The 19,815-nt window shown below is 67.5% G+C and carries 16 protein-coding genes; 4 read left to right on the top strand and 12 right to left on the bottom strand.

What is annotated here, in order from left to right; translation table 11 throughout:
* The first annotated feature begins 154 nt into the window (after window positions 1-154).
* Complete coding sequence (locus BJY26_RS16730) at window positions 155-922, top strand: IclR family transcriptional regulator (protein WP_179429325.1); 768 nt, start codon at window positions 155-157, stop codon at window positions 920-922.
* Window positions 923-939: 17 nt separating this feature from the next.
* Here BJY26_RS16730 and BJY26_RS16735 read toward each other — a convergent pair whose 3' ends face one another.
* On the bottom strand, window positions 940-1,749 hold the full coding sequence (locus BJY26_RS16735) for an HpcH/HpaI aldolase/citrate lyase family protein (RefSeq protein WP_237249149.1): 810 nt from the start codon (window positions 1,747-1,749) through the stop codon (window positions 940-942).
* Window positions 1,750-1,875: 126 nt separating this feature from the next.
* Between BJY26_RS16735 and BJY26_RS16740 the strand changes: the two genes are divergently transcribed.
* Window positions 1,876-2,940 carry a DUF2330 domain-containing protein gene (locus BJY26_RS16740; protein WP_179429327.1) on the top strand — a complete coding sequence of 355 codons (1,065 nt, stop codon included), beginning with the start codon at window positions 1,876-1,878 and terminating at the stop codon, window positions 2,938-2,940.
* Here the strand turns inward: BJY26_RS16740 and BJY26_RS16745 are convergent.
* The 9 genes from BJY26_RS16745 to hutU all read right to left on the bottom strand — a co-directional run bounded on the left by BJY26_RS16745 (window position 2,930) and on the right by hutU (window position 15,120).
* Window positions 2,930-4,123, bottom strand: coding sequence for an MFS transporter (locus BJY26_RS16745; RefSeq protein WP_237249148.1), 1,194 nt, complete (start codon window positions 4,121-4,123; stop codon window positions 2,930-2,932). The two genes, BJY26_RS16740 and BJY26_RS16745, sit on opposite strands and share 11 nt — an antisense overlap.
* A complete protein-coding gene (locus BJY26_RS16750; protein WP_218852783.1) occupies window positions 4,120-5,439 on the bottom strand; it encodes an MATE family efflux transporter in 1,320 nt (439 codons plus the stop codon). The genes BJY26_RS16745 and BJY26_RS16750 overlap by 4 nt, the downstream gene beginning before the upstream one ends.
* Before the next feature lie 46 nt (window positions 5,440-5,485).
* Window positions 5,486-6,478 (bottom strand): L,D-transpeptidase family protein, encoded by a 993-nt coding sequence (locus tag BJY26_RS19430; protein ID WP_237249147.1) that lies wholly within the window; start codon window positions 6,476-6,478, stop codon window positions 5,486-5,488.
* A 152-nt stretch (window positions 6,479-6,630) separates the two neighbouring features.
* Window positions 6,631-7,866: a beta-ketoacyl-[acyl-carrier-protein] synthase family protein gene (locus tag BJY26_RS16760; protein WP_179429329.1), complete on the bottom strand. Its 1,236-nt coding sequence runs from the start codon at window positions 7,864-7,866 to the stop codon at window positions 6,631-6,633.
* A gap of 12 nt (window positions 7,867-7,878) precedes the next feature.
* Entirely contained in the window at window positions 7,879-9,552 is a 1,674-nt protein-coding gene (locus BJY26_RS16765; RefSeq protein WP_179429330.1) for a class I adenylate-forming enzyme family protein, read from the bottom strand.
* Between the two features lie 111 nt (window positions 9,553-9,663).
* Complete coding sequence (hutI, locus tag BJY26_RS16770; protein WP_179430040.1) at window positions 9,664-10,842, bottom strand: imidazolonepropionase; 1,179 nt, start codon at window positions 10,840-10,842, stop codon at window positions 9,664-9,666.
* A 71-nt stretch (window positions 10,843-10,913) separates the two neighbouring features.
* A complete protein-coding gene (locus BJY26_RS16775; RefSeq protein WP_179429331.1) occupies window positions 10,914-12,248 on the bottom strand; it encodes a formimidoylglutamate deiminase in 1,335 nt (444 codons plus the stop codon).
* A complete protein-coding gene (locus BJY26_RS16780) occupies window positions 12,245-13,465 on the bottom strand; it encodes an allantoate amidohydrolase (protein WP_179429332.1) in 1,221 nt (406 codons plus the stop codon). The genes BJY26_RS16775 and BJY26_RS16780 overlap by 4 nt, the downstream gene beginning before the upstream one ends.
* Window positions 13,465-15,120, bottom strand: a complete 1,656-nt coding sequence (hutU, locus tag BJY26_RS16785) for a urocanate hydratase (protein ID WP_179429333.1) — start codon at window positions 15,118-15,120, stop codon at window positions 13,465-13,467. Before hutU ends, BJY26_RS16780 begins: the two co-directional genes overlap by 1 nt.
* A 237-nt stretch (window positions 15,121-15,357) precedes the next feature.
* On the opposite strand from hutU, the gene BJY26_RS16790 reads away from it, so the two are divergent.
* Both BJY26_RS16790 and BJY26_RS16795 read left to right on the top strand, forming a co-directional pair.
* Complete coding sequence (locus BJY26_RS16790) at window positions 15,358-16,113, top strand: IclR family transcriptional regulator (RefSeq protein ID WP_237249146.1); 756 nt, start codon at window positions 15,358-15,360, stop codon at window positions 16,111-16,113.
* A 242-nt stretch (window positions 16,114-16,355) separates the two neighbouring features.
* The gene (locus BJY26_RS16795; RefSeq protein WP_237249145.1) at window positions 16,356-18,527 is read left to right on the top strand and encodes a RecQ family ATP-dependent DNA helicase; all 2,172 of its coding nucleotides are present in this window, start codon (window positions 16,356-16,358) and stop codon (window positions 18,525-18,527) included.
* Window positions 18,528-18,542: 15 nt separating this feature from the next.
* Here the strand turns inward: BJY26_RS16795 and BJY26_RS16800 are convergent, their stop codons facing one another.
* Window positions 18,543-19,385, bottom strand: a complete 843-nt coding sequence (locus BJY26_RS16800) for an alpha/beta fold hydrolase (RefSeq protein WP_179429335.1) — start codon at window positions 19,383-19,385, stop codon at window positions 18,543-18,545.
* A 73-nt stretch (window positions 19,386-19,458) separates the two neighbouring features.
* Entirely contained in the window at window positions 19,459-19,731 is a 273-nt protein-coding gene (locus tag BJY26_RS16805; protein ID WP_179429336.1) for a hypothetical protein, read from the bottom strand.
* Between the last annotated feature and the right edge of the window lie 84 nt (window positions 19,732-19,815).

Here is a 19,815-nt window from a genome sequence, read left to right on the forward strand (position 1 = left end):
ACGGCTCGCAGCTATTTGCCGGTTCGCCGTGTTTTCGTCGAAGTGAGCATGATCACACTGTAGCGTAGAGTCACTGGAATGAACACAGTTCAGAGTAGTGAATTTTTATCCGCCGCACGGTTGCGGCGGTCATCGACACGAAGGAGCGTTTCTCATGGCGGCCGATCACGATCCTGCTCCGGCGGCAACTCGATCGATGCGTATTCTCGATCTGCTTGAAGAAGCTCAGGGGGCGCCGTTGACCTTGAGCGCTATTGCCTCGGCGCTGCAAATAGCCAAATCGTCAACGAGCAACTTGCTCTCCGTGCTCGAAGACAGCAATATGATTCAGCGGATTCCCAAGGGCTATCGCCTCGGACGGCGCACTGCCGAACTCGGCGGCGCATTTGCCAGGCAGTTCCACCAGATTCGCGAATTCTTCGATATCTGCGACTCGTCCGACTTGCTGCGCTCCGAAGTCGTGCAGATCACCATGCGCGACGGCACGGATTCGCTGTATCTGGCGCGGTCCGAAGGCAGCCGATACGGCCTCGGAATCCCGATCGGTTCGCGGTTGCCGCTTCCGCAGTGCGCGACGGGCAATGCCCTGTTGTCGCGCTTGACCGACGATGAGATCAGGGAGCTGGTCGCGCCGATCGCTCCATTTCCCCAGCTGACGCGCGGCAGCGTCACGACGGTGGATCAACTGCTGAGCAGTATTCGCCAAACGCGCAAGCGTGCTTACGCGATCGACCCGAACGGATCGATCGAAGGAGTCACCGGAGTAGCGGTTCCGATCGATGCCTGGCAGCCCGGGGACCCGCCGTTGGCCATTGGAGCGGCACTTCGGAGCGAGGCCGCCTCGAAAGCGCAAATCGAGCTCATCGGCAAAGAATTGATCGAGGCGGCGACCAAGCTCACCAACCCGTGGACTTTGCGCTGATCTCGGCCGGCGACGGGCTACAGCAGGCCGTACGCCTTGGCGCGGGTCATGATCTTGCGAGCGCGGGCCAGCCGCGGCAGGTCCGAACCGTCACGGATCACTCCGCCGCGGGCATCGAACGACTCGGTGACGTCCTGCGCCCACTCCAGGTCGGCAGTCGTCGGGCTGAGGATCTCGTTGACCATACCGGTCTGTTCCGGACGCAGGCAGATCTTCGCCAGCAATCCCATCGTGAGGCTGTGTGCCGTCTCGGCCACCAGGACGCGGGTTTCGGTTGTCACGACGGGCCCGTCGATCGGGCCCGGCAAGCGTGCGGCGCGGCTGGCCAGGACCATCCGCGAGCGCGAATACGCCATCGCGGTGTGATCGTCGCCGATATCGGTGTCGCGGCGGAAGTCTCCGGTGCCGAACGCCAACCGGAACGTGGATTCGGACTTGGCGATCGATGACACGTTCTCAATGCCGACGGCGCTTTCGATGAGCGCCACGATCAGCTTGTCGTCGCCGAGCAGCGCGGCCGTCTCGGCAACGTGCGAGGCGTCTTCCGTTTTGGCAAGCATCACGCCGGTCAACCCGGGAAGGCCGCGCAGCGCCTCCAGATCGTCCCGCCAGAACTCCGATTCGGCGTCGTTGATCCGCACGTACGCGCGCCCGCCGTTGTTCAGCCATTTCACGACGTTGTCGCGGGCTTCCGGCTTCTGCTCGGGAGCCACGGCGTCCTCGATATCGAGCACTATGGCGTCAGCCGCCGACGCGGCGGCTTCCTCGAACGTCTCCGGCTTGGCCCCCGGGACCAGCAACCAGGACCGGGCGTCGTGGGGCCTCACATCAACTTTTTGGGCGGCAGCAGACATCTTTCACGCTTTCTGGATCGGAATTCGACTCTCATCTTAAAGCTCGCGCCACGCCGCCCGAACAGCGACGTGCCGTGTTGCGGTCGACTAGTGTGACCCATGATGTCAATTCGCTTACGACTGGGCGCTGCCATAGTGGCCGGCGCCTTGGCTCTTGTCGGGTTCACCGCCGTCGGGGCCGAGGCCTGCGCATGCGGCGCCATGGTGCCGCCAAAGGGCAGCTCCGTCGACGTCGATGCCGAACGGGCACTCGTCAAACTCGACAGCGGCGTCGAGACAATTGCGTTGCAGCTGAACATGCTGGGCGGTTCGACAGAGGCGGCGCTCGTCGTCCCCACGCCGGCGCCGGCCCGCGTGAGTGCCGGCGACACGGACATGTTCACCCGATTGGACGAGCTCACCGAGCCCGAAGTACGCGTGGTGAACGATTGGTGGCCGTCCATCGGCGGCGACGGCGCGACCGCCGTGGGGTCGGCGCCCACCGTCGTCCGCCAGGTGCAACTCGGCCCGCTTGAAGCCACCACGTTGAAGGGCGGAACCACCAAGAGCCTGAAGAAGTGGCTGAGCGCGCACCATTATGTGCTGTCGCCGGCAGTGCGCGACGGCTTGGCGGACTATGTCCGTCGCGGCTGGTCGTTCGTGGCGGTGCGGTTGAAATCGCACCGGGATCTGAACGGCGGCACACCTCCGCTGCTGATCAAGTTCCCCTCGAAAACACTTGTGTATCCGATGCGGTTGTCCCGGGCGGCGACCGAACCGCAGCACGTGCGGATGTACGTCGTCGGCCAGCACAAGATGACGCGGGCCGACAGCGACAACAGCGGCAGCGCCGCGGGCAGTTCGTCGGTGGAGTGGGCGGGCCGGATTGCTTCCGCGGACCTCGACAATGCGGGCCTCAAGGAGTTTTTCGGCACGAACGACTATCTCACGGTGTTTTCTTCCGTCTACACGGATCCGCGGCTGCAGATCTCGAGCGACTATCGTTTCGTGCGCGCCGGCGACGACGATCCGTACCAGCCCGTGCAGACCCGACATCACAGCGTGCAGGTCGGCGGCATCTATGCCGGCCCGCTCATCGCTGTTGCCGTCGCCGTGCTCGTGCTGGCCGGCATCATTACTCTCGTCGTCCGAGTGCTGCGGCGCCGCAAGACCTCTACGCTTTGAGCGACTCGGGCCGCCGGGCGGCCGGGGCGGCAAGTCCGGCCGCCACCACCAATGCGAGCACGAGGATCAATGCGTTCAGCAGTCCGATGTGCGCTCCGATCAGCCCGATGAGGGGCGGCCCGGCCAAGAACGCCAAGTAGCCCATCGTGGCGACGGCGCTGACGCGAGCCGCGGCCTTTTGCGGGTCGTCCGCTGCCGCGGACATTCCCACCGGGAATCCGAGCGCCGTGCCGAGGCCCCACGGCACCACTGCGGCGACCGCCACGGCTGGCCACGGCGAGAAGATGAACGCGGCAAGGCCGACCATCGCCGTCGCCGCCGAGACCCGCAAGACCGGCACGCGGCCGAACTTGTCGATGAGCGGCCCACCGGCAATGCGGCCGATGGTCATGGCGGACACGAAGACGCCGAAGACTATCGCCCCCGCCGTGTTCGTCAGGCCGTGCCCGTCGACCGAGGCAAGCGCGAGCCAGTCGCTCGCCGACCCTTCCGCAAAGGACATGCCGAGCATGACGATGCCGATCAACAGTACCCGGGCCTCGATCCACGCTCGGATCGCACTCCGGGTCTTGTCCTTCCACGTCATGGACGGCGCTTCGGGGACCGCGCGCCTCGCCACGAATCGTGCGGCAATCGGCATGACGACGACAAGAAGCACCGCGACGGCGCCGAGGTGCCACAGGACCGGGATCCCGAGTTTCGACGCGGCAGCTCCCGCGACGGCGCCCGTCACGGTGCCCAGGCTGAATGACGCGTGCATGAGCGGAAGCATCGTGCGTCCGATTTCCCGCTCGACGAGCGCGCCTTCGAGGTTCATGATCACGTCGCAGCTGCCTTGCCCGAAGCCGAACACGAAGAGACCGACGACCACGACTGCCGGCGACGACACGCTGCCGGCACCGACGATGGCCAGACCCGCGCCCGCCACGACGAGCGCCGCACCCATGGCGCGTCCTGCGCCCAGCCACGTCACAATCGGGTTGGCCATAGTCAGGCCGGCTATCGAGCCGATGGACAGACCGAGGATGACGAGGCCGACGCTACCCGTCGACAGCTGCAGGTCGTCGCGCACGGCCGGAATGCGCGCCACCCAGGACGACAGGCCGAAGCCGCTCAAAATGAACGCGATGAACACGGCGCCCAGCCAGGCCCGAGTCGTGGGCTGCGTACGTCGAATCGTCACGTCCCCGTCACAATCCATCGATCCGAGCGCGACCGCAATCCCAACGTCACTGCCCGTGCTCCCATATATCCGAGTCCAAAGGCCACCCACAGCCACACCAGCGCGGCGTCCCCGGTCGGCCCCGCCCACACGACGATGCCGAGCAACGGCAAGTAGCAGGCCAGATTCACGACGCCGGTCAACGCCAGGTAACGCGCATCGCCGGCGCCGATCAGCACGCCGTCCAGCACAAACACGTAACCGGCCAGCGGAACCCCGATAGCCAGTACGAACGCCGTGACGAAGATGGCGTGCCGCACATCCGGATCCGAGCTGAACACGAACCCGAACACTGGCGCCAGCGCCGCGATGACGACTCCGCCGACGATGCCCGACCCGATACCCCACACGAGCAGACGGGACGTCGCCGCACGCACTCCCGCGACGTCGCCCCTGCCGAGCCCGTGACCGATCATGGCCTGGCCGGCGATGGCCAGCGCGTCGAGGGCGAACGAGAGCGTTGAGAAAATTGTGGTGATCACTTGGTACGCGGCGAGCTGGACGACGCCGAATCCTGCGGCCGCCGACACCGTCAGCAGGATTCCGGCGCGCAGACTGGCCGTGCGCATCAACAGCCATCCGCCCGCACCGGCGCTGACCCGGATGCCGCGCAGACCCGGCCGCAGCGACGCCCCCGCACGACGGGCCGCGCGCACCGCTATCACGATGTACCACAGGGCCATCCCCCACTGCGCCGCGACGGTGCCCAGAGCCGAGCCGACGATTCCCAGGCCGACCGGGTAGATGAGGATGGCGTTCAGCACGGCGTTGGCCGCGAAGCCGGATCCGGCGACGAGCAGCGGCGTCTTCGTGTCCTGCAGGCCGCGCAGCAGACCGCTGGCCGCGATCACCAACAGCATGGCGGGCATCCCGGCCAGGGAGACGAAGACATAATGTCCGGCCGCCGTGGCGACCGCGGCGCTGGAGGGGAAGACCGAGACTGCCGTGGGCGTCAGGAACACGCCGAGAACTATCAGGACGCAGCCGATTCCCACGGCCAGCCACATGCCGTCGATACCCGCGTGGACGGCGCCCTTCCGGTCGCCGGCGCCGAGCAGCCGGGCCACCATCGGCGTCGTCGCGTAGGCGAGGAAGACGAGGAGCCCGATGACCGTCTGTACGATCGTGCCCGCGATGCCGAGCGCGGCGAGCGGAACCTGCCCGAGATGGCCGACGAGCGCCGTGTCGGTCATCAGGAAGAGCGGCTCGGCCACGAGAGCGCCGAGCGCCGGCACGGCAAGGCGCAGGATCTCTCGGTCGAGCGAGCGCAACGTCAGTCCTTTCCGGCGTGGTGGCGGCCCCGCCGGCGCGCTCGGCGCGGCGTCAGTAGACCCAGACCTTTGTGCCGATCGGCACTTGGTCAGTGTCCCAGATCCAGTTCATCGCCGCATCGGTCACCCGCACACATCCGTGGGACGACGCGTAGGCCGGCACGTCGTTGTGCTCGCCGTGCAGGGCAATCCCGCCGTTGAAGTACTTCGGCCGCCACAAATATCCGAGCTTGCTCTGCCGAGGCCCGTCGATTTGGCGGGAGACCGTGAACTGCCCGCGCGGCGTGACGGCCAACCGCCGCTGACCTTCGCTCGTGTAGTAATTGCCGGATCCCGTGGACGTGTTCAGGATGGTGATGACCCGGCCGTTGTCGACGAGCATGACGAGTTGCCGTTTCAGGTCGACCTCGACGACCCGGCCCGACGTGCTTCGTGCGCTGGGAACCCGGCCGGCGTCGATCGCCCGGCGCGTCTTGGCGCCCACGACTCCGTCCCGGGACAGGCCCGCGACCTTTTGGATGGCGAACACGGCTTGCTGAGTTGTCGGGCCGAATTGCCCGTCGGTGCCCGAGATCCAGTACCCCAACGACGTCAGTCGCTTTTGCATAGCCGTCACGTCGGGCCCGCTGTCGCCGTACCGCAATTGCTTGTCGGCGACGTTCTCGTCCTTGGCGTCGTCCTTTGAGTCGGAGCCCGAGTGCGACCGGGATTTCGAGTTCGAATCGCTCGTGTCTTTCGGCGCGTGCGTGGGCGACGACGACGGCGTCTTCGTGGGGGCCGGGCTGTCGGTAGGCGAGGGTTTCGTGGACGGTTTCTCGGACGACTTGTCGTCGGATTTCTTGTCCTCGGACTTCCCGGACGGCGTGTCGCCGCCCTTCTTGCTCGGTTCGGCAGTCGATCCTCCGCCGACGGCCGGGCCTTCCGCGTGTTCGGACGGCGTCTGGGGATTGCCGGCCCGAGTGTCGATGGTGCCGGTGCCGGCGCACCCGGCCATCAAAACGGCGGCAAGCAGTGCCGGAGCCGAATACACGAGCCGACGCCTCACGCTGAGCCTCAATTCATTACTGGCGAATAAAGAAATTACCGGGGATGTGAGCAGCCTTTATCGCACCAGCAACGGCGAGCAGTTGCAATCCGACGCGCACCCCGGCAAACAATTGATATGAATCCGAGACAATCGCGGGTGGCGGCGGAAATTCAGGATTTGCCGAAAACTACCACGCAGTTCTGTCCACCGAATCCGAAAGCGTTCGTCAGCGCGTGCCGGACCGGCGTCTCGCGCGCCGTATTCGGCACGTAGTCGAGGTCGCATTCCGGATCCGGATCCCGGTAATTGATGGTGGGCGGGATCACGCCGTCGTGGATGGCCATGACGCATGCCAGCGTGGCCAGCGCTCCCGCCGCGCCGATCAAGTGGCCGGTCATCGATTTCGGCGCGGACACCGCCACGTCGTCGGCCGCCGGGCCGAGCCCTTGGCGAATGGCCATGGTCTCGGTGCGGTCATTTGCCTTGGTGGAGGTGCCGTGCGCGCAAATGTAGTCGACGTCGGCGGCGGCCAGCCGTGCGGCGTCCAACGCCTTTGAAATGGCTCTGCCGGCGTATTTTCCGGTCGGCTCGGGCGCCACGATGTGGAACCCGTCGGAGGTCAGGGCGCCGCCTTGCACTTCCGCGTACACGTCGGCGCCGCGGGCCCGGGCGTGTGAACGACGTTCCATGGTGAACAGCACGGCGCCTTCGCCGAAGACGAATCCGTCACGGCCGGCGTCGAACGGCCGGCTGACCTCTTCGGGATTTCCGCGGCCCGGCGACAGCGCCCGCATCGTGTTCAATCCGGCGAACATGGCCGGCGTGATTGCCGCATCGGTGCCGCCGGCGATGACGACGTCGGCCTCATCGGCCAACAGCAGTTTGCGTGCTTCGAGGATCGCGTACGCACCGGACGCGCAGGCCAGCGCGCTGGCATTGACGGGGCCGTGCACACCCAGATCGATGGCGACTTCGCATGCCGGCATATTGGAAATGGCCGAAGCGACGAACGTCGGGCTGACCCGCCGCGGCCCTTCGGAATGCAGCACCTCGGTGGCATGCTGGATTTCGGCGAATCCCGACACCGCGCAGTTGACGACGATGCCGGCCTCCATTTCGGACAGGTCCGAGGGAAGGCCGGCGTCCGCGATGGCCTCCCGAGCGGCCACGACGGCCAGCTGGCTGGCGCGAGAGGAGCGGTGGATCTGCTTGACGGTGAAATGCTCGGCCGGATCGAAGTCCTTCACCTCGGCGGCGATCGACGTGACCATGCCCGTCGGGTCGAACTGCGTGATAGGGGCCACGCCGCTCTTCCCGTCGGTCAGCGACGTCCAGGTGTCCTTCCACGAATTGCCGATCGGGGTACGGGCTCCGATACCGGAAATGACGATGGGGTCGTCTTCCACTTCTCTCCTTAGTCAGGCGCCGGACGCCGGCACGTCGAACGCCCCGGCCGAATCGTCGGCCGCGGCCGTCTCGGCGACCTTGAAATGCATTTTCTTACCGGTGGCAGTCATCGGCAGTTCATCGACGAACTTGTACCCGCGGGGGCGTTTGAAATTGGCCAGCTGATCGTCGTCCTTGCAGTGCTTGTCGAGCTCGGTGGCAGTGACTGCCGGGTCCTTGCGGATGACGTACGCGACGATCCGCTGCCCCCACCGCGCGTCGGCGACACCGACGACTGCGGCATCGGCGACACCGGGGTGTTCGGCAAGGCTTGATTCGACCTGGACCGGGTGAACGTTCTCGCCGCCGGAAATGATCATGTCGTCCTTGCGGCCCAAGATCGTGACGAACCCGTCCTCGTCCCAGGTGGCGATATCGCCCGGGTAGAGCCAGCCGTGGAAGAACTTCTCTTCTTGGGCCTCGGGCAGGTTCACGTACGCGAATCCGGACTTGGGGCTGCGCATGATGATCTCGCCGGGCTCGCTGCCGTCGCGGGCAACCACCTCGTCCGGTGTGGCGCGGCGGTCGTCGAACACCTTGACGACCGCGACGTCGTCATCGGTGCACGCCCGGCCGGCCGTGCCGGCGCGCTCGGGCAGGTCTTCGGGTCGCAGGAAAGTGTTCCAAAAGGCCTCGGTCGTGCCGTACCCGTTGAAGATTCGCGGCGTGAGCAGGTTTTGATACCGCAGCGCCGCAGCCTTGTCCAACGGCGCGCCCATGGTGACGACGCCGTGCAGCGTGGTCAGATCGCGCGGCTGCCGTTCTTGCTCATCGGCGATCATGGCGAGCGTCGTGGGCGCGCCGATCAAGAAAGTGATCTTGTACTTGCTGACCCAGTCGAGTGTCGTAGCCGGGTCGAAGTTACGCATCGGCACCACCGATCCGCCGGCGTAGAACAGCGGGTTCGGACCGCCCGAGTACAAGCCGCCGCGATGGAACCACGGCGTCATGTTGAGCGTGCGGTCGTGCGGCCCGATCGGGAAATGCATGATGACGTCGTGCGCGCTCATCACTTCGACGATCGACGGCAGGGCCACGCCCTTGGGCATGCCGGTGGTGCCGGACGTGTAGAGCCTCGTCGTCTCCTCGTACGTCGAGAAGTCCGCCGGCAGCCCGGGCAGTTCCGCTCCGTCGCCACCGGCCAGCACGTCGTCGAACGTCTCGGCGCCGGGCAGCACGCCGCCGCCGGGCGTTCCGACGGCGATCAGTGCCGGCGCCGGGCCGGACGAGGCCGGGCCTGACGACGCCAAGGCGGCCTTCGCGGTGTCGGCCATTTCGACGTCGTACGCGTACACGGCCGGTGCGCTGTCGGCGAGGATATGGGCGGTCTCGCCGGGCGCCAGGCGATAGTTCACCGGCACGCCGATGGCCGCAATGCGCTGAGTGGCCAGATAGAACATGGCGAACTCGGGGCCGTTGAACAGCTGGTAGACGACGCGATCGCCGCGCCCCACTCCCCGCGCGGCCAGCGCGGCAGCCAGCTTGTCGACGTCCGCGCCGAGTTCTCGATAGGTCCACGACCGGCCGCCGGCCGGATCGACGATGGCCGAATCGTTGCCGTAGCGCGCGACATTGCGGGCGAATCCGGCAGCGTAAGTGAACTCGTGCTCAAAGTAATTACGGAAATTGCTTGAATCGTAAGTCACGGGTAGCCTCCTCAAACGCCAGCATACGATGCACCGGCGGCGAGCGGTGCGAAATGAGCAACGGGATTTCGGCAGCGTGAATTCCGGCAGCCGAAATTTTACTTCGTTAGCCTATCTAACGCTTCCGGCCACGCGGACACCGGCCCGCCACACGTCCGCCGTCAGCGGGACGCCGGGCCGGTACGCCAAGTGGACGGCGGACGGCGCGTCCAGGAGCTGCAGGTCGGCGCGACATCCGACGGCCACCGAGCCGAGCGGCCGTGGCGTCCCGGACGACGTGTCGCGGCGCAGCGCCACGGCTCCCCCGCGGGTCGCTGCCCGCAGCGCCTCGCGCAATGTCAGCTTCATTTGCAGCACGGCCGTCGCCACGACGAAGGGCATCGACGTGGTGAACGAGGATCCGGGATTGCAATTGGCGGCAAGTGCGACTTCGACGCCGGCGTCCACGAGTTCGCGGGCCGGCCCGAACGGCTGCCGGGTGGACAGGTCGCACGCCGGAAGCAGCGTGGCGACGGTGCCGTGGGGGCCCGCCGAGCGGCCGCCGCGTGCGTCGTCCCACGTGCCGGCCAGCGCGTCGATATCGGCGTCCGAGAGATAATTGCAGTGGTCGACGCTTGCCGCGCCGAGCTCTGCGGCAAGCGCGATACCGTCGCCGGGGCCGAGCTGATTGCCGTGCACGCGCAGGCCCAGGCCCTTGGCCCGGCCGGCTTCGAGCACGCGCCGGGACTGCTCGGTCGTGAACGCGCCGCGTTCGCAGAACACGTCGATCCACCCGGCGTGCGGGGCCACGGCGTCCAGCATCGGGCCGGCCACCAGATTCGTGTACTCGTCCGCATTCGAGCCGGCCGGCACCAGATGCGCGCCCAGGAACGTGACCTCGTCGCCGAATTCGCCGGCAATCGTCGCTAGCCGCACCTCGGTGTCGACGTCCAGTCCGTACCCGGTCTTGATCTCCATGGCCGTGGTGCCCTGCCGGCGCGCTTCGTCGATCAGCCGGGCCGCCCCGGCGCGCAACTGGTCGTCCGTGGCCTTCCGCGTCGCGTCGACGGTGACCCCGATGCCGCCGGCCGCGTAGTCGGCGCCGGCCATGCGGGCTTCGAATTCGGCGCTGCGGTCGCCCGCGAAGATCAAGTGCGAGTGCGAGTCCACCCAGCCCGGCAGCGCGGCCCGGCCGGCGGCGTCGTGCCGCTCGTCGGCGGCGGGCGCGTCGGCGGCCCGGCCGACCCAGGCGAACGTGCCGCCGTCGAGCACCACTGCCGCGTCGGTCAGTTGCCGGTCGTCGTCGTCCATCGTCGTCAGCTCGCCGATGTGCGTGATCAGAGTGGAGGTCACTGTCGCCTTTCGTTGCTTGTGTGCACTGTCTATGCGTTGTACGCGTTCGGGCGGATACTGTCCAGCGCCGCTCGGATCGCCGCGGCCGGGTCCGTGCGGACGGTGCGCCCGCCGACCATCACGGCGTGCACGTCGTCCGCCGTCGCGCTCAACGCGAGCTGCTCGGGGTCGCTGCCCAAGGTGCGCACGCTTGCCGCGTCCACGCTGACCAGATCGGCGAGCTTTCCGGGCTCGAGGCTGCCGCCGTCCCAGCCCAGGGACGCGTGCCCGGACGACGTGAGCGCTGCGGTCAGCTCGGACACCGAGAACCGTCCGCGCTCACCGGACGCCAGCCGCTCGCCGGCTTCGAGTCCGCGGGCCTCCAGCAGCGGGTCGATCACGGCGTTTTGATCCGAACCCAGGGCGATCCGGGCGCCGGCATCCGCGAGCGCGCGCGCCGGCCCGACGCCGTCGGCCAAGTCCGCTTCGGTCGACGGGCACATGGCCACGACAACGCCGGCGGCGCCGAGCGTCACGACGTCCGCGTCGGTCAAATGCGTGGCGTGCACGACGGTCAGCGGCCTGTCCGCGGCCCGCTGCAACAGCCCGGAACCCTCGAGGACGCCGGTGGGCGTCGTGCCGTATGCGCGCCGGCAGCCGTCGTTCTCGGCCGGTTGTTCGGACAAGTGAATATGCAACGGCACATCGGCCGGCAGATGCGCCGCGACGAACTCGAGGTCGGGCCGCGGTACGGCGCGCACCGAGTGCACGGCCGCGCCCAGACGGATGTTCGGCTCGTCGCCGGCGTCGCGCAGGGCCTCGCGCAACGACTCCCACCGCGCAAGCCACCCGGCGCCGTCGCCGTCCCCGAACCGGGTCTGCTCGGCCGAGAGCGGCGCGTCGATGCCGCCGCTGAGATAACACGTGTCCAGCAGCGTCAGCCGGATGCCCGTTTCGCGGGCGGCCGCCGCAATTGCCATTTCCATGTCGTGGTGCGGGTACGGCCGGCCGCCGGGACGGTGATGCACATAGTGGAATTCGCCGACGGACGTGTACCCGGCGGCAAGCATCTCGGAAAAGACGGCGCGGGCCAGCAGGTAATAGTTGTCCGGGTCGAGCTGGCCGGCCAGGGCGTACATCTGCTCGCGCCACGTCCAGAAGTCGCCGCGCCCGCCGTGCGTGCGTCCGCGGAGGAACCGGTGGAACAAGTGCGAATGGGCGTTCGCGATCCCGGCGAACGTGACGCCGTGGCGCCGTTCGTCGTCCGGGCGCGGCTCCGTACCGGGGCGTACCGAGGCGATACGTCCGGCGTCCACGCCGATGCGCACGCCGTCAGCGATGCCGGCGGGGAGCCAGGCGTGCTCGCACCAAACCGTTGCCGTCATCCCCGATCCCCCAGCATGTCCGTCAATACCGTGACGAGCGCGGCAGTGCCTTCGTCGATGTCGGCGGGCTCGGCGTGTTCGCCGGGCGCATGCGACACTCCCGTCGGATTGCGCACGTACAGCATGGCCGTGGGCACCTTGGCGGCAAGGATCCCGGCGTCGTGACCGGCGCCGGTGGCAAGTTTCGGCGCGCCCGACAGCGTTGCAGCGAGCCGGTCGGCCAGCCGCGGGTCGAAGAACACCTCGCCGCCGTAGGATTCTTCCCGGACGTCGAGCGTGCACCCTTCGCCGGCGGCGGCGCTCCGGGCCGCGGCGATGATGTCATCGACGGCCGCCTTGGCGACGGCGTCGGCGCCGGCGCGCACGTCCAGCCACGCATCGACGGCCGAGGCGATCACGTTGGTACCGCCCGGCGTGGGCACGAGACGTCCGATAGTGGCGCGGACGTCGTCCCCGGCCGCAGCGATGCGCCGCGCCGAGGTGATTGCCGAAGCGGCCGCCACCATCGGGTCGTGGCGGTCGCCGATGGCGGTGGTGCCGGCGTGGTTGCCCATGCCGGTAAAGCTCAGACGCCAGCGTCCGTGCGCCAGGATGCTCGACCCGACGGCGACCGGGCGGCCCAGGTCGATCAGGCCGCGTCCTTGTTCGATGTGCATTTCGATGAACACGCCGATGCGGGCCAGCGCCTCGTCGTCGCGACCGAACCGTTCCGGCGCGAAGCCGGCGCCACGGGCCGCCTCGGCAAAGCTCACGCCGTCCGGATCCGTCAACGCGAGCGCCCGCTCGGGAGCTATCGCGCCGGACAGCAGCCGGGACCCCAGGCACGCCACGCCAAAGCGCGAACCCTCTTCTTCGGCGAACGCGACGACTGCGAACGGGCGGGACGGCGTCACCCCGCGCTTTTGCAGCTGCTCGACCGCGGCGAGCGCGCCGGCCACGCCGAGCGGGCCGTCGAATGCGCCGCCGCCCGGAACCGAATCGAGATGCGAACCGGTCACGACGGCGTCCGGGCCGGGCGCGCCCCACCAGGCCCAGATGTTCGAGTTGCGGTCGGTCTCGACGTCCAGTCCGAGCCGGCCGGCCTCGGCGACGAACCATTCGCGCAGGGTCCGTTCGCTGGAGTTGAAGATGTGCCGGGCGTACCCGCCGCGCGGGTCGGCGCCGACGTCCGCAATTGCGCCGAGCAGCGAGTTCGTGCCGAGATCGGGCGAGCTCATCAGACCTCCCACATCGGGATGCGCACGCCGCGTTCGCGGGCGACCTCGTCGGCACGGTCGTAGCCGGCGTCGACATGCCGGATGACTCCCATGCCGGGGTCGTTGGTGAGAACGCGGGAGATTTTCTCGGCGGCCAGGTCGGTGCCGTCGGCCACGCAGACCTGGCCGGCGTGGATCGAGCGGCCCATGCCGACGCCCCCGCCGTGGTGCAGCGACACCCAGGTGGCGCCGGACGCCGTGTTGAGCATGGCGTTGAGCAGCGGCCAGTCGGCGACGGCGTCCGACCCGTCGGCCATGGCTTCGGTTTCGCGGTAGGGCGAGGCCACCGAGCCGGAATCGAGGTGGTCGCGGCCGATCACGATGGGGGCGCTGATCTCGCCGTTTGCCACGAGTTCGTTGAACTTGGCGCCGGCCTTGGCGCGTTCGCCGTAGCCGAGCCAGCAAATGCGTGCCGGCAGGCCCTCGAACTGCACTTTCTCGCCGGCGGCCTTGATCCACCGGTGCAGGTGCTCGTCCTCCGGGAAGAGCTCGAGGATCGCCCGGTCGGTGCGCTCGATGTCCTTGGGATCGCCGGAGAGGGCCGCCCAGCGGAACGGCCCCTTGCCTTCGGCGAAGAGCGGGCGGATGTAGGCGGGGACGAAACCGGGGAATTCGAACGCCCGGTCGTAGCCGCCCAGCTTGGCCTCTTGGCGCAGCGAATTGCCGTAGTCGAACACCTCGGCGCCGCGGTCCATGAATTTCACCATGCCTTCGACGTGCTTGGCCATGGACTCGCGGGCCCGGTCGGTGAATTCCTCCGGCTTCTTGTCGGCGTATTCGTGCCAGTCGTCGGTGCTGATGCCTTCGGGCAGGTAGCTCAGCGGATCGTGGGCGGAGGTCTGGTCGGTGACGATGTCGACCGGGACGTCGCGGCGGAGAAGTTCCGGCAGCACGTCGGCGCAGTTGCCGGCCACGCCGACCGACACCGCCTCTTTCGCTTCCTTGGCCGCCACCACGCGAGTGACGGCGTCGTCCAGGGTGTCGGCGACCTCGTCCAGATAGCCGTGGTCGCGCCGGCGTTCGAGACGGGACTTGTCGACGTCCACGATCAACACGACGCCGTCGTTCATGGTGACGGCCAGCGGTTGCGCCCCGCCCATGCCGCCGCAGCCGCCCGTGACGGTGAGGGTGCCGGCCAGGCTGCCGCCAAAGCGCTTCTTGGCCACTGCCGCAAAAGTTTCGAAGGTGCCCTGGAGGATGCCCTGGGTGCCGATGTAGATCCACGAACCGGCTGTCATCTGGCCGTACATCATCAGGCCCATGTGCTCGAGGCGGCGGAACTCGGGCCACGTCGCCCAGTCCCCCACCAGGTTCGAATTGGCAATCAGTACGCGCGGGGCCCATGTGTGGGTGCGGAAGACGCCGACCGGTTTGCCGGACTGCACCAGGAGGGTCTCGTCGTCCTCGATGTCTTTCAAGGCGTGGGTGATGGCGTCGAAGCACGCCCAGTTGCGGGCGGCTTTGCCGGTGCCGCCGTAAACGACCAGGTCGTCGGGGCGCTCGGCGACCTCCGGGTCGAGGTTGTTCATCAGCATCCGCAAGGGGGCTTCGGTCTGCCAGCTTTTGGCCGACAATTCACTGCCGCGCGGGCTCCTGACGTCGCGTGCTCCGTCCATGATGTCTCCTTGGTGTCGTGGCATTCGGTGCCGGAAAATTCGGTCTATATCCAGCACACGTCGAATCCGGGGTATTCACAAGGCCGGCCGGCGAATACAATCTGAAATGGCAGACTGGCTGTTTTCGGGGTGGTTTGTCTTCCGCGGGGCCATAGTTTGTACCCCGCGAAAGACCAATGACCCCGTGGAGCCTGCAGTAACCGGCCAGCGCTATGACCGCTACGACGAGGAGGCCGATTGGGCAGCAATATGCCGGCCGTACGCAATGCCGCGGCGGTCCTGCGACTCTTGGCATCGAATTCGCGGCCCATCCCGGCGTCCGCAGTTGCCCGGCACGTCGGAATGCCGCGCAGCAGCACATATCAGCTGCTGCAGGTACTCATCGATGAGGGACTCGTGTCGCATATTCCCGAGACCCACAACTATTCCTTGGGCGTTGCCGCCTTCGAACTCGGCAGCGCGTACCTGCGGAAGTCCCCGCTGGAGCATCTGGCTCAGCCGATCCTGGCCCGTCTTGTCGCCCAGACCGCGCAGGCTGCGCAGCTCGGCATTCTGCACGGCCGCGAAGTCTTGTACCTGTTGAAGGAACAGCCGCCGACGCCGACCACTCTGGTGACCGGCGTGGGCGTGCGAATGCCGGCCCATTTGACGGCGTCCGGACGGTCCATGCTGGCGCTGCTGCCCCGGCAACAGTTGCTGGCGCTGTTCCCGAGACGCGAGAGCTTCGTCGACCGCACCGGCGTCGGGCCGACGAACCTGCGCGAATTGCGTGCCGTGCTCGCCGGCGAACGCGAGCGCGGCTGGGCAGTCGAGGAGGGGGCGGTGAGCGAGGGTGTGACAAGTATCGCCGCTGCCGCCCACGAGCTGAGCGGCAGACCGGCCGCCAGCATCGGGATCTCGTTTCGGGCAGAGTCGGTACGGCCCGAAGACTATCCGCAGCTCGCCGCGTATGTGGCCGGCGCAGCGTCCGAGCTCTCCACCCGGCTCCGATAACTGCGCGGCGTCCCCCTGCCGCCCTCTCTCCCCGCCCGCTCCCCGCGCCCGCTTCCTGGTCTGCCACCCTCTCCCGCCTGCCGCCCTCTCCCCGCGCCGAGTGGTGGCGAATGGTTGCAAAATCGGGGATTTTGCCGCCGTTCGCCACCACTCGGCGAGACGGGGTGGGAGGAATCAGCCGTTCGCCGCCACTCGGCGGGCGGGAACACCGGATGTCGGCGCCGGCTGACATGCTGGGACACATGACGGAGACAGATCTGCAGGCAGCGGCCACCGAAAGGCTCAGAGCGCTCGTCGGGACGCCGGACGCCGCGTTCCATCCGGGCCAGTTCGAGGCAGTCGAGGCTCTCGTCGCACGGCGTCGGCGCGCACTCGTCGTCCAACGTACCGGTTGGGGCAAGTCGGCGGTGTACTTCGTCGCCACGCTGCTGCTGCGAGCGCGCGGGGCGGGCCCGACGCTCATCGTGTCTCCCCTGCTTGCGCTCATGCGCGATCAAATTGCGGCGGCCGAACGTGCCGGGGTGCGGGCTGCAGCTATCAACTCCGCCAATGCACACGAATGGTCGGAGGTGCTCGGGCGGCTTGACGCGGACGACGTCGACGTACTGCTGGTTTCACCCGAGCGGCTGAACAACCCGCGCTTCCGCGAAGAACAACTTCCGCAACTCGTTGCCCGCACCGGCCTGCTCGTGGTGGACGAAGCACACTGCATTTCCGACTGGGGTCACGATTTTCGCCCCGATTACCGGCGGCTGCGAGAGCTGATCAACCGCCTCGACGACTCCGTCCCGGTTCTTGCCACGACGGCGACGGCCAACTCCCGCGTCGTCGCGGACGTCGAGGAGCAACTGAATGCGGCGGCCGGCGCCGGGCGCGGCTACGCAGGCGAACCCGACGGCTCAGGCGAACCCGACGGCGCAGGCGAAGTCCTCACAATCCGAGGGCCGCTGGCGCGCAGCTCGCTCAGGCTCGGCGTCCTGCGCCTGTCCGACACCAGGGACCGCCTCGCCTGGCTGCTCACCCATCTGGACGACCTGCCCGGAAGCGGCATCATTTACACGCTCACCGTGTCGGCGGCAGAAGACACTGCCGCAATGCTTTCCGACGCCGGGCATCCGGTCCGCGCGTACACGGGACGCACCGATCCAGCCGAGCGGATGGAAGCCGAAGCAGCACTGAAGGCCAATGAGGTGAAGGCGCTCGTCGCCACCAGCGCACTCGGAATGGGCTTCGATAAGCCCGATCTCGGCTTCGTCGTGCATTTGGGTGCGCCGTCGTCGCCGGTCGCCTACTATCAGCAGGTCGGTCGGGCCGGACGTGCGACCGACAATGCGGACGTTCTCTTGTTGCCGGGCCGCGAGGACAAGGACATTTGGACGTATTTCGCGTTCAGTTCAATGCCGGACGAGGCCAAGGCGAACTCAGTTCTCGAAGTGTTGGGCACTGGCGGCGTAATGTCGACCGCCGCCATCGAGACGCATGTCGATCTGAAGCGCACACCGCTCGAATTACTGCTGAAAATTCTGGACGTCGACGGCGCCGTTCAGCGCGTCTCCGGCGGCTGGCAATCGACTGGACGGCCGTGGGTCTACGACGCTGAACGGTACGCGCGCATCGCGGACGAGCGGGTGGCCGAGCAGAATTCGATGCTCGAATACGAGACGACGTCCAAGTGCCGAATGGAATATCTGGCCCGCGAACTCGATGATCCGGACGCCCACCCCTGCGGCAGATGCGACAACTGCGCCGGGCAGTGGTTTTCCGCCGACATCGCGGCCGGCGCCGGCGAAAGTGCGACAAAGACGCTGAGCAAAGTCGGGGTTGCCGTCGACCCTCGGGCGCAGTGGCCGACCGGCATGGCGGCCTTGGGCGTACCGGTCAAGGGAAAGATCGACACGGCGGAACGGGTTGAACGGGGCCGTGCGCTCGCCCGGCTGACCGACCTGGGCTGGGGAAACCCGCTGCGCGACGTGTTCGCCGGCGGCGCCCCGGATGCGCCGATCGACGGCGGCATGCTGCGGGCCGTGGTCACGGTACTCGCCGACTGGGACTGGCAGACCCGGCCGGCAGGGGTCGTGGCGATGCCTTCACGCGGGCACCCGCAACTTATCGACTCGCTCGCTCGCGGGCTGGCCGAGATCGGCCGGTTGCCGTACCTCGGTGCGCTCGATTACGCGGCCGACGGGCCGTCGGGCGAAACCGGCGGAAATAGCGCGTACCGGCTGGCGGCCGTGTGGGGACAGTTTGCCGTCGGCAACGAACTGCAAGCGGCGGTTGACCGGCTCGACGGCGCTCCCCTATTGCTGGTCGACGACCTGGTCGACAGCCGGTGGACGTTGACGATTGCCGGGCGGACGCTTCTCCAGGCCGGGTCCGGCCCCGTTCTCCCGTTGGCCCTTGCCATGCGTGGTTAGGCTGCCCGACTGCACTCAGTCGTCCGCAGATTCTCGGAAGAATTCACCCAGTTCAGCGGCGACACGCTCCGGTGCCCCGTCGTCAGCCGGGGCGGTATGCCCGATTCCGTCGAACGTGACACGCCGGCGGTTCGGCAGTCGCGTCTCGAGTTCGTCGAGCGCGGCGGTCAAATAATCCGGCGACTTCGTTCCGCCGAGCAGCAGGACTTCGGCGTGCAGGTTCGCGTAGTCGCCGGCCGAATCCTCAAGTTGCCGCACCAGCTGCATGTCGTAGTGCATGGTGGGCACTAGCTCGTCGAGCGGCACGTCGTCCGGCCGCGATCTCCGGGCAAGCATCGTGAACACGAGTCGAAGTGCGAAGCTCGGAATTCGTTGCATCGCCGGGTCGATCCTGAGGCCCTTGAGGACCGTAATGAGGGCACCGGTCGAGTCTCCGGCCGCAATTTGGCGTTCGAACGCGGCAGTCCATGACGTGGGCACCGAACCGTTCGTCGACAACGGCGGTTCATAAAGGGCAACCCGTGTCACGGTCGGCGTCCGCGCAGCTGTCCGCAAAGCCAACAGCGCGCCGGAACTCAACCCAAAGACACGCGACGCCGCTGTCTGCTCAACTACCGCCTGCACGTCGGCGACTTCGTCGTCAATCGCGCCGTTATACGGCCCGCTCAGCCCGCGGCCGCGACGATCCGGTACGACGACGTCGAATTCGGCGGACAGGGCGTCGGCCAGCTTCATCAAGTCCTGCGCCGCCTGCATACCGCCGTGCACCAGAACCACCGGCGGTCCGTTGCCCAGGCGCCGAAAGCCGATGACCGTGCCATCGGCCGAGATGACCCGTCCGGTCGCGTAATGTGTCATTGTCCAACCATGACGATGCCCGCTAACAGACGGCTTACATCGTGCTGCCCGGGCGATTTACCCGGCAATACCGCTAGCGTTTCCGCTGTCCCCTGAGGCCGACGATCAACCACATCACGCCAAGCAGCACCAGCACGATGCTCACGACCCACGTGATCGGCGAATTCGACTTACCGGCCGGCATCACACCCGTCAGCGACACGACGGCGATGGTCACGCCGGCCACGCACAGGAAAATGCCCAGCACGATACCGGTGATCTGCTGCGCCCGAGTCGGTGACGACGCGGCGTTCGCCGACGACCCCTTCGAGTTGCCGCTGGGAGTCGATTGTGGTTTGTTCCCCATGACCCAAGCATTTCACGCATCGCAGGGGCAGACAGTTCGCCCCGTTTGATGCGGAATGTTCCCCATGATGCGGGAATGTCACGC

The organism is Spelaeicoccus albus, from assembly GCF_013409065.1.
Classification (GTDB): domain Bacteria; phylum Actinomycetota; class Actinomycetes; order Actinomycetales; family Brevibacteriaceae; genus Spelaeicoccus; species Spelaeicoccus albus.

Bases quoted from the DNA above. Each gene is read 5' to 3' on its own strand.
- BJY26_RS16730 (WP_179429325.1), top strand. From the start codon at position 155: ATGGCGGCCGATCACGATCCTGCTCCGGCGGCAACTCGATCGATGCGT.
- BJY26_RS16740 (WP_179429327.1), top strand. From the start codon at position 1,876: ATGATGTCAATTCGCTTACGACTGGGCGCTGCCATAGTGGCCGGCGCC.
- hutI (WP_179430040.1), bottom strand. From the start codon at position 10,842: ATGGACGACGACGACCGGCAACTGACCGACGCGGCAGTGGTGCTCGAC.
- BJY26_RS16775 (WP_179429331.1), bottom strand. From the start codon at position 12,248: ATGACGGCAACGGTTTGGTGCGAGCACGCCTGGCTCCCCGCCGGCATC.
- BJY26_RS16780 (WP_179429332.1), bottom strand. From the start codon at position 13,465: ATGAGCTCGCCCGATCTCGGCACGAACTCGCTGCTCGGCGCAATTGCG.
- hutU (WP_179429333.1), bottom strand. From the start codon at position 15,120: ATGGACGGAGCACGCGACGTCAGGAGCCCGCGCGGCAGTGAATTGTCG.
- BJY26_RS16795 (WP_237249145.1), top strand. From the start codon at position 16,356: ATGACGGAGACAGATCTGCAGGCAGCGGCCACCGAAAGGCTCAGAGCG.
- BJY26_RS16800 (WP_179429335.1), bottom strand. From the start codon at position 19,385: ATGACACATTACGCGACCGGACGGGTCATCTCGGCCGATGGCACGGTC.
- BJY26_RS16805 (WP_179429336.1), bottom strand. From the start codon at position 19,731: ATGGGGAACAAACCACAATCGACTCCCAGCGGCAACTCGAAGGGGTCG.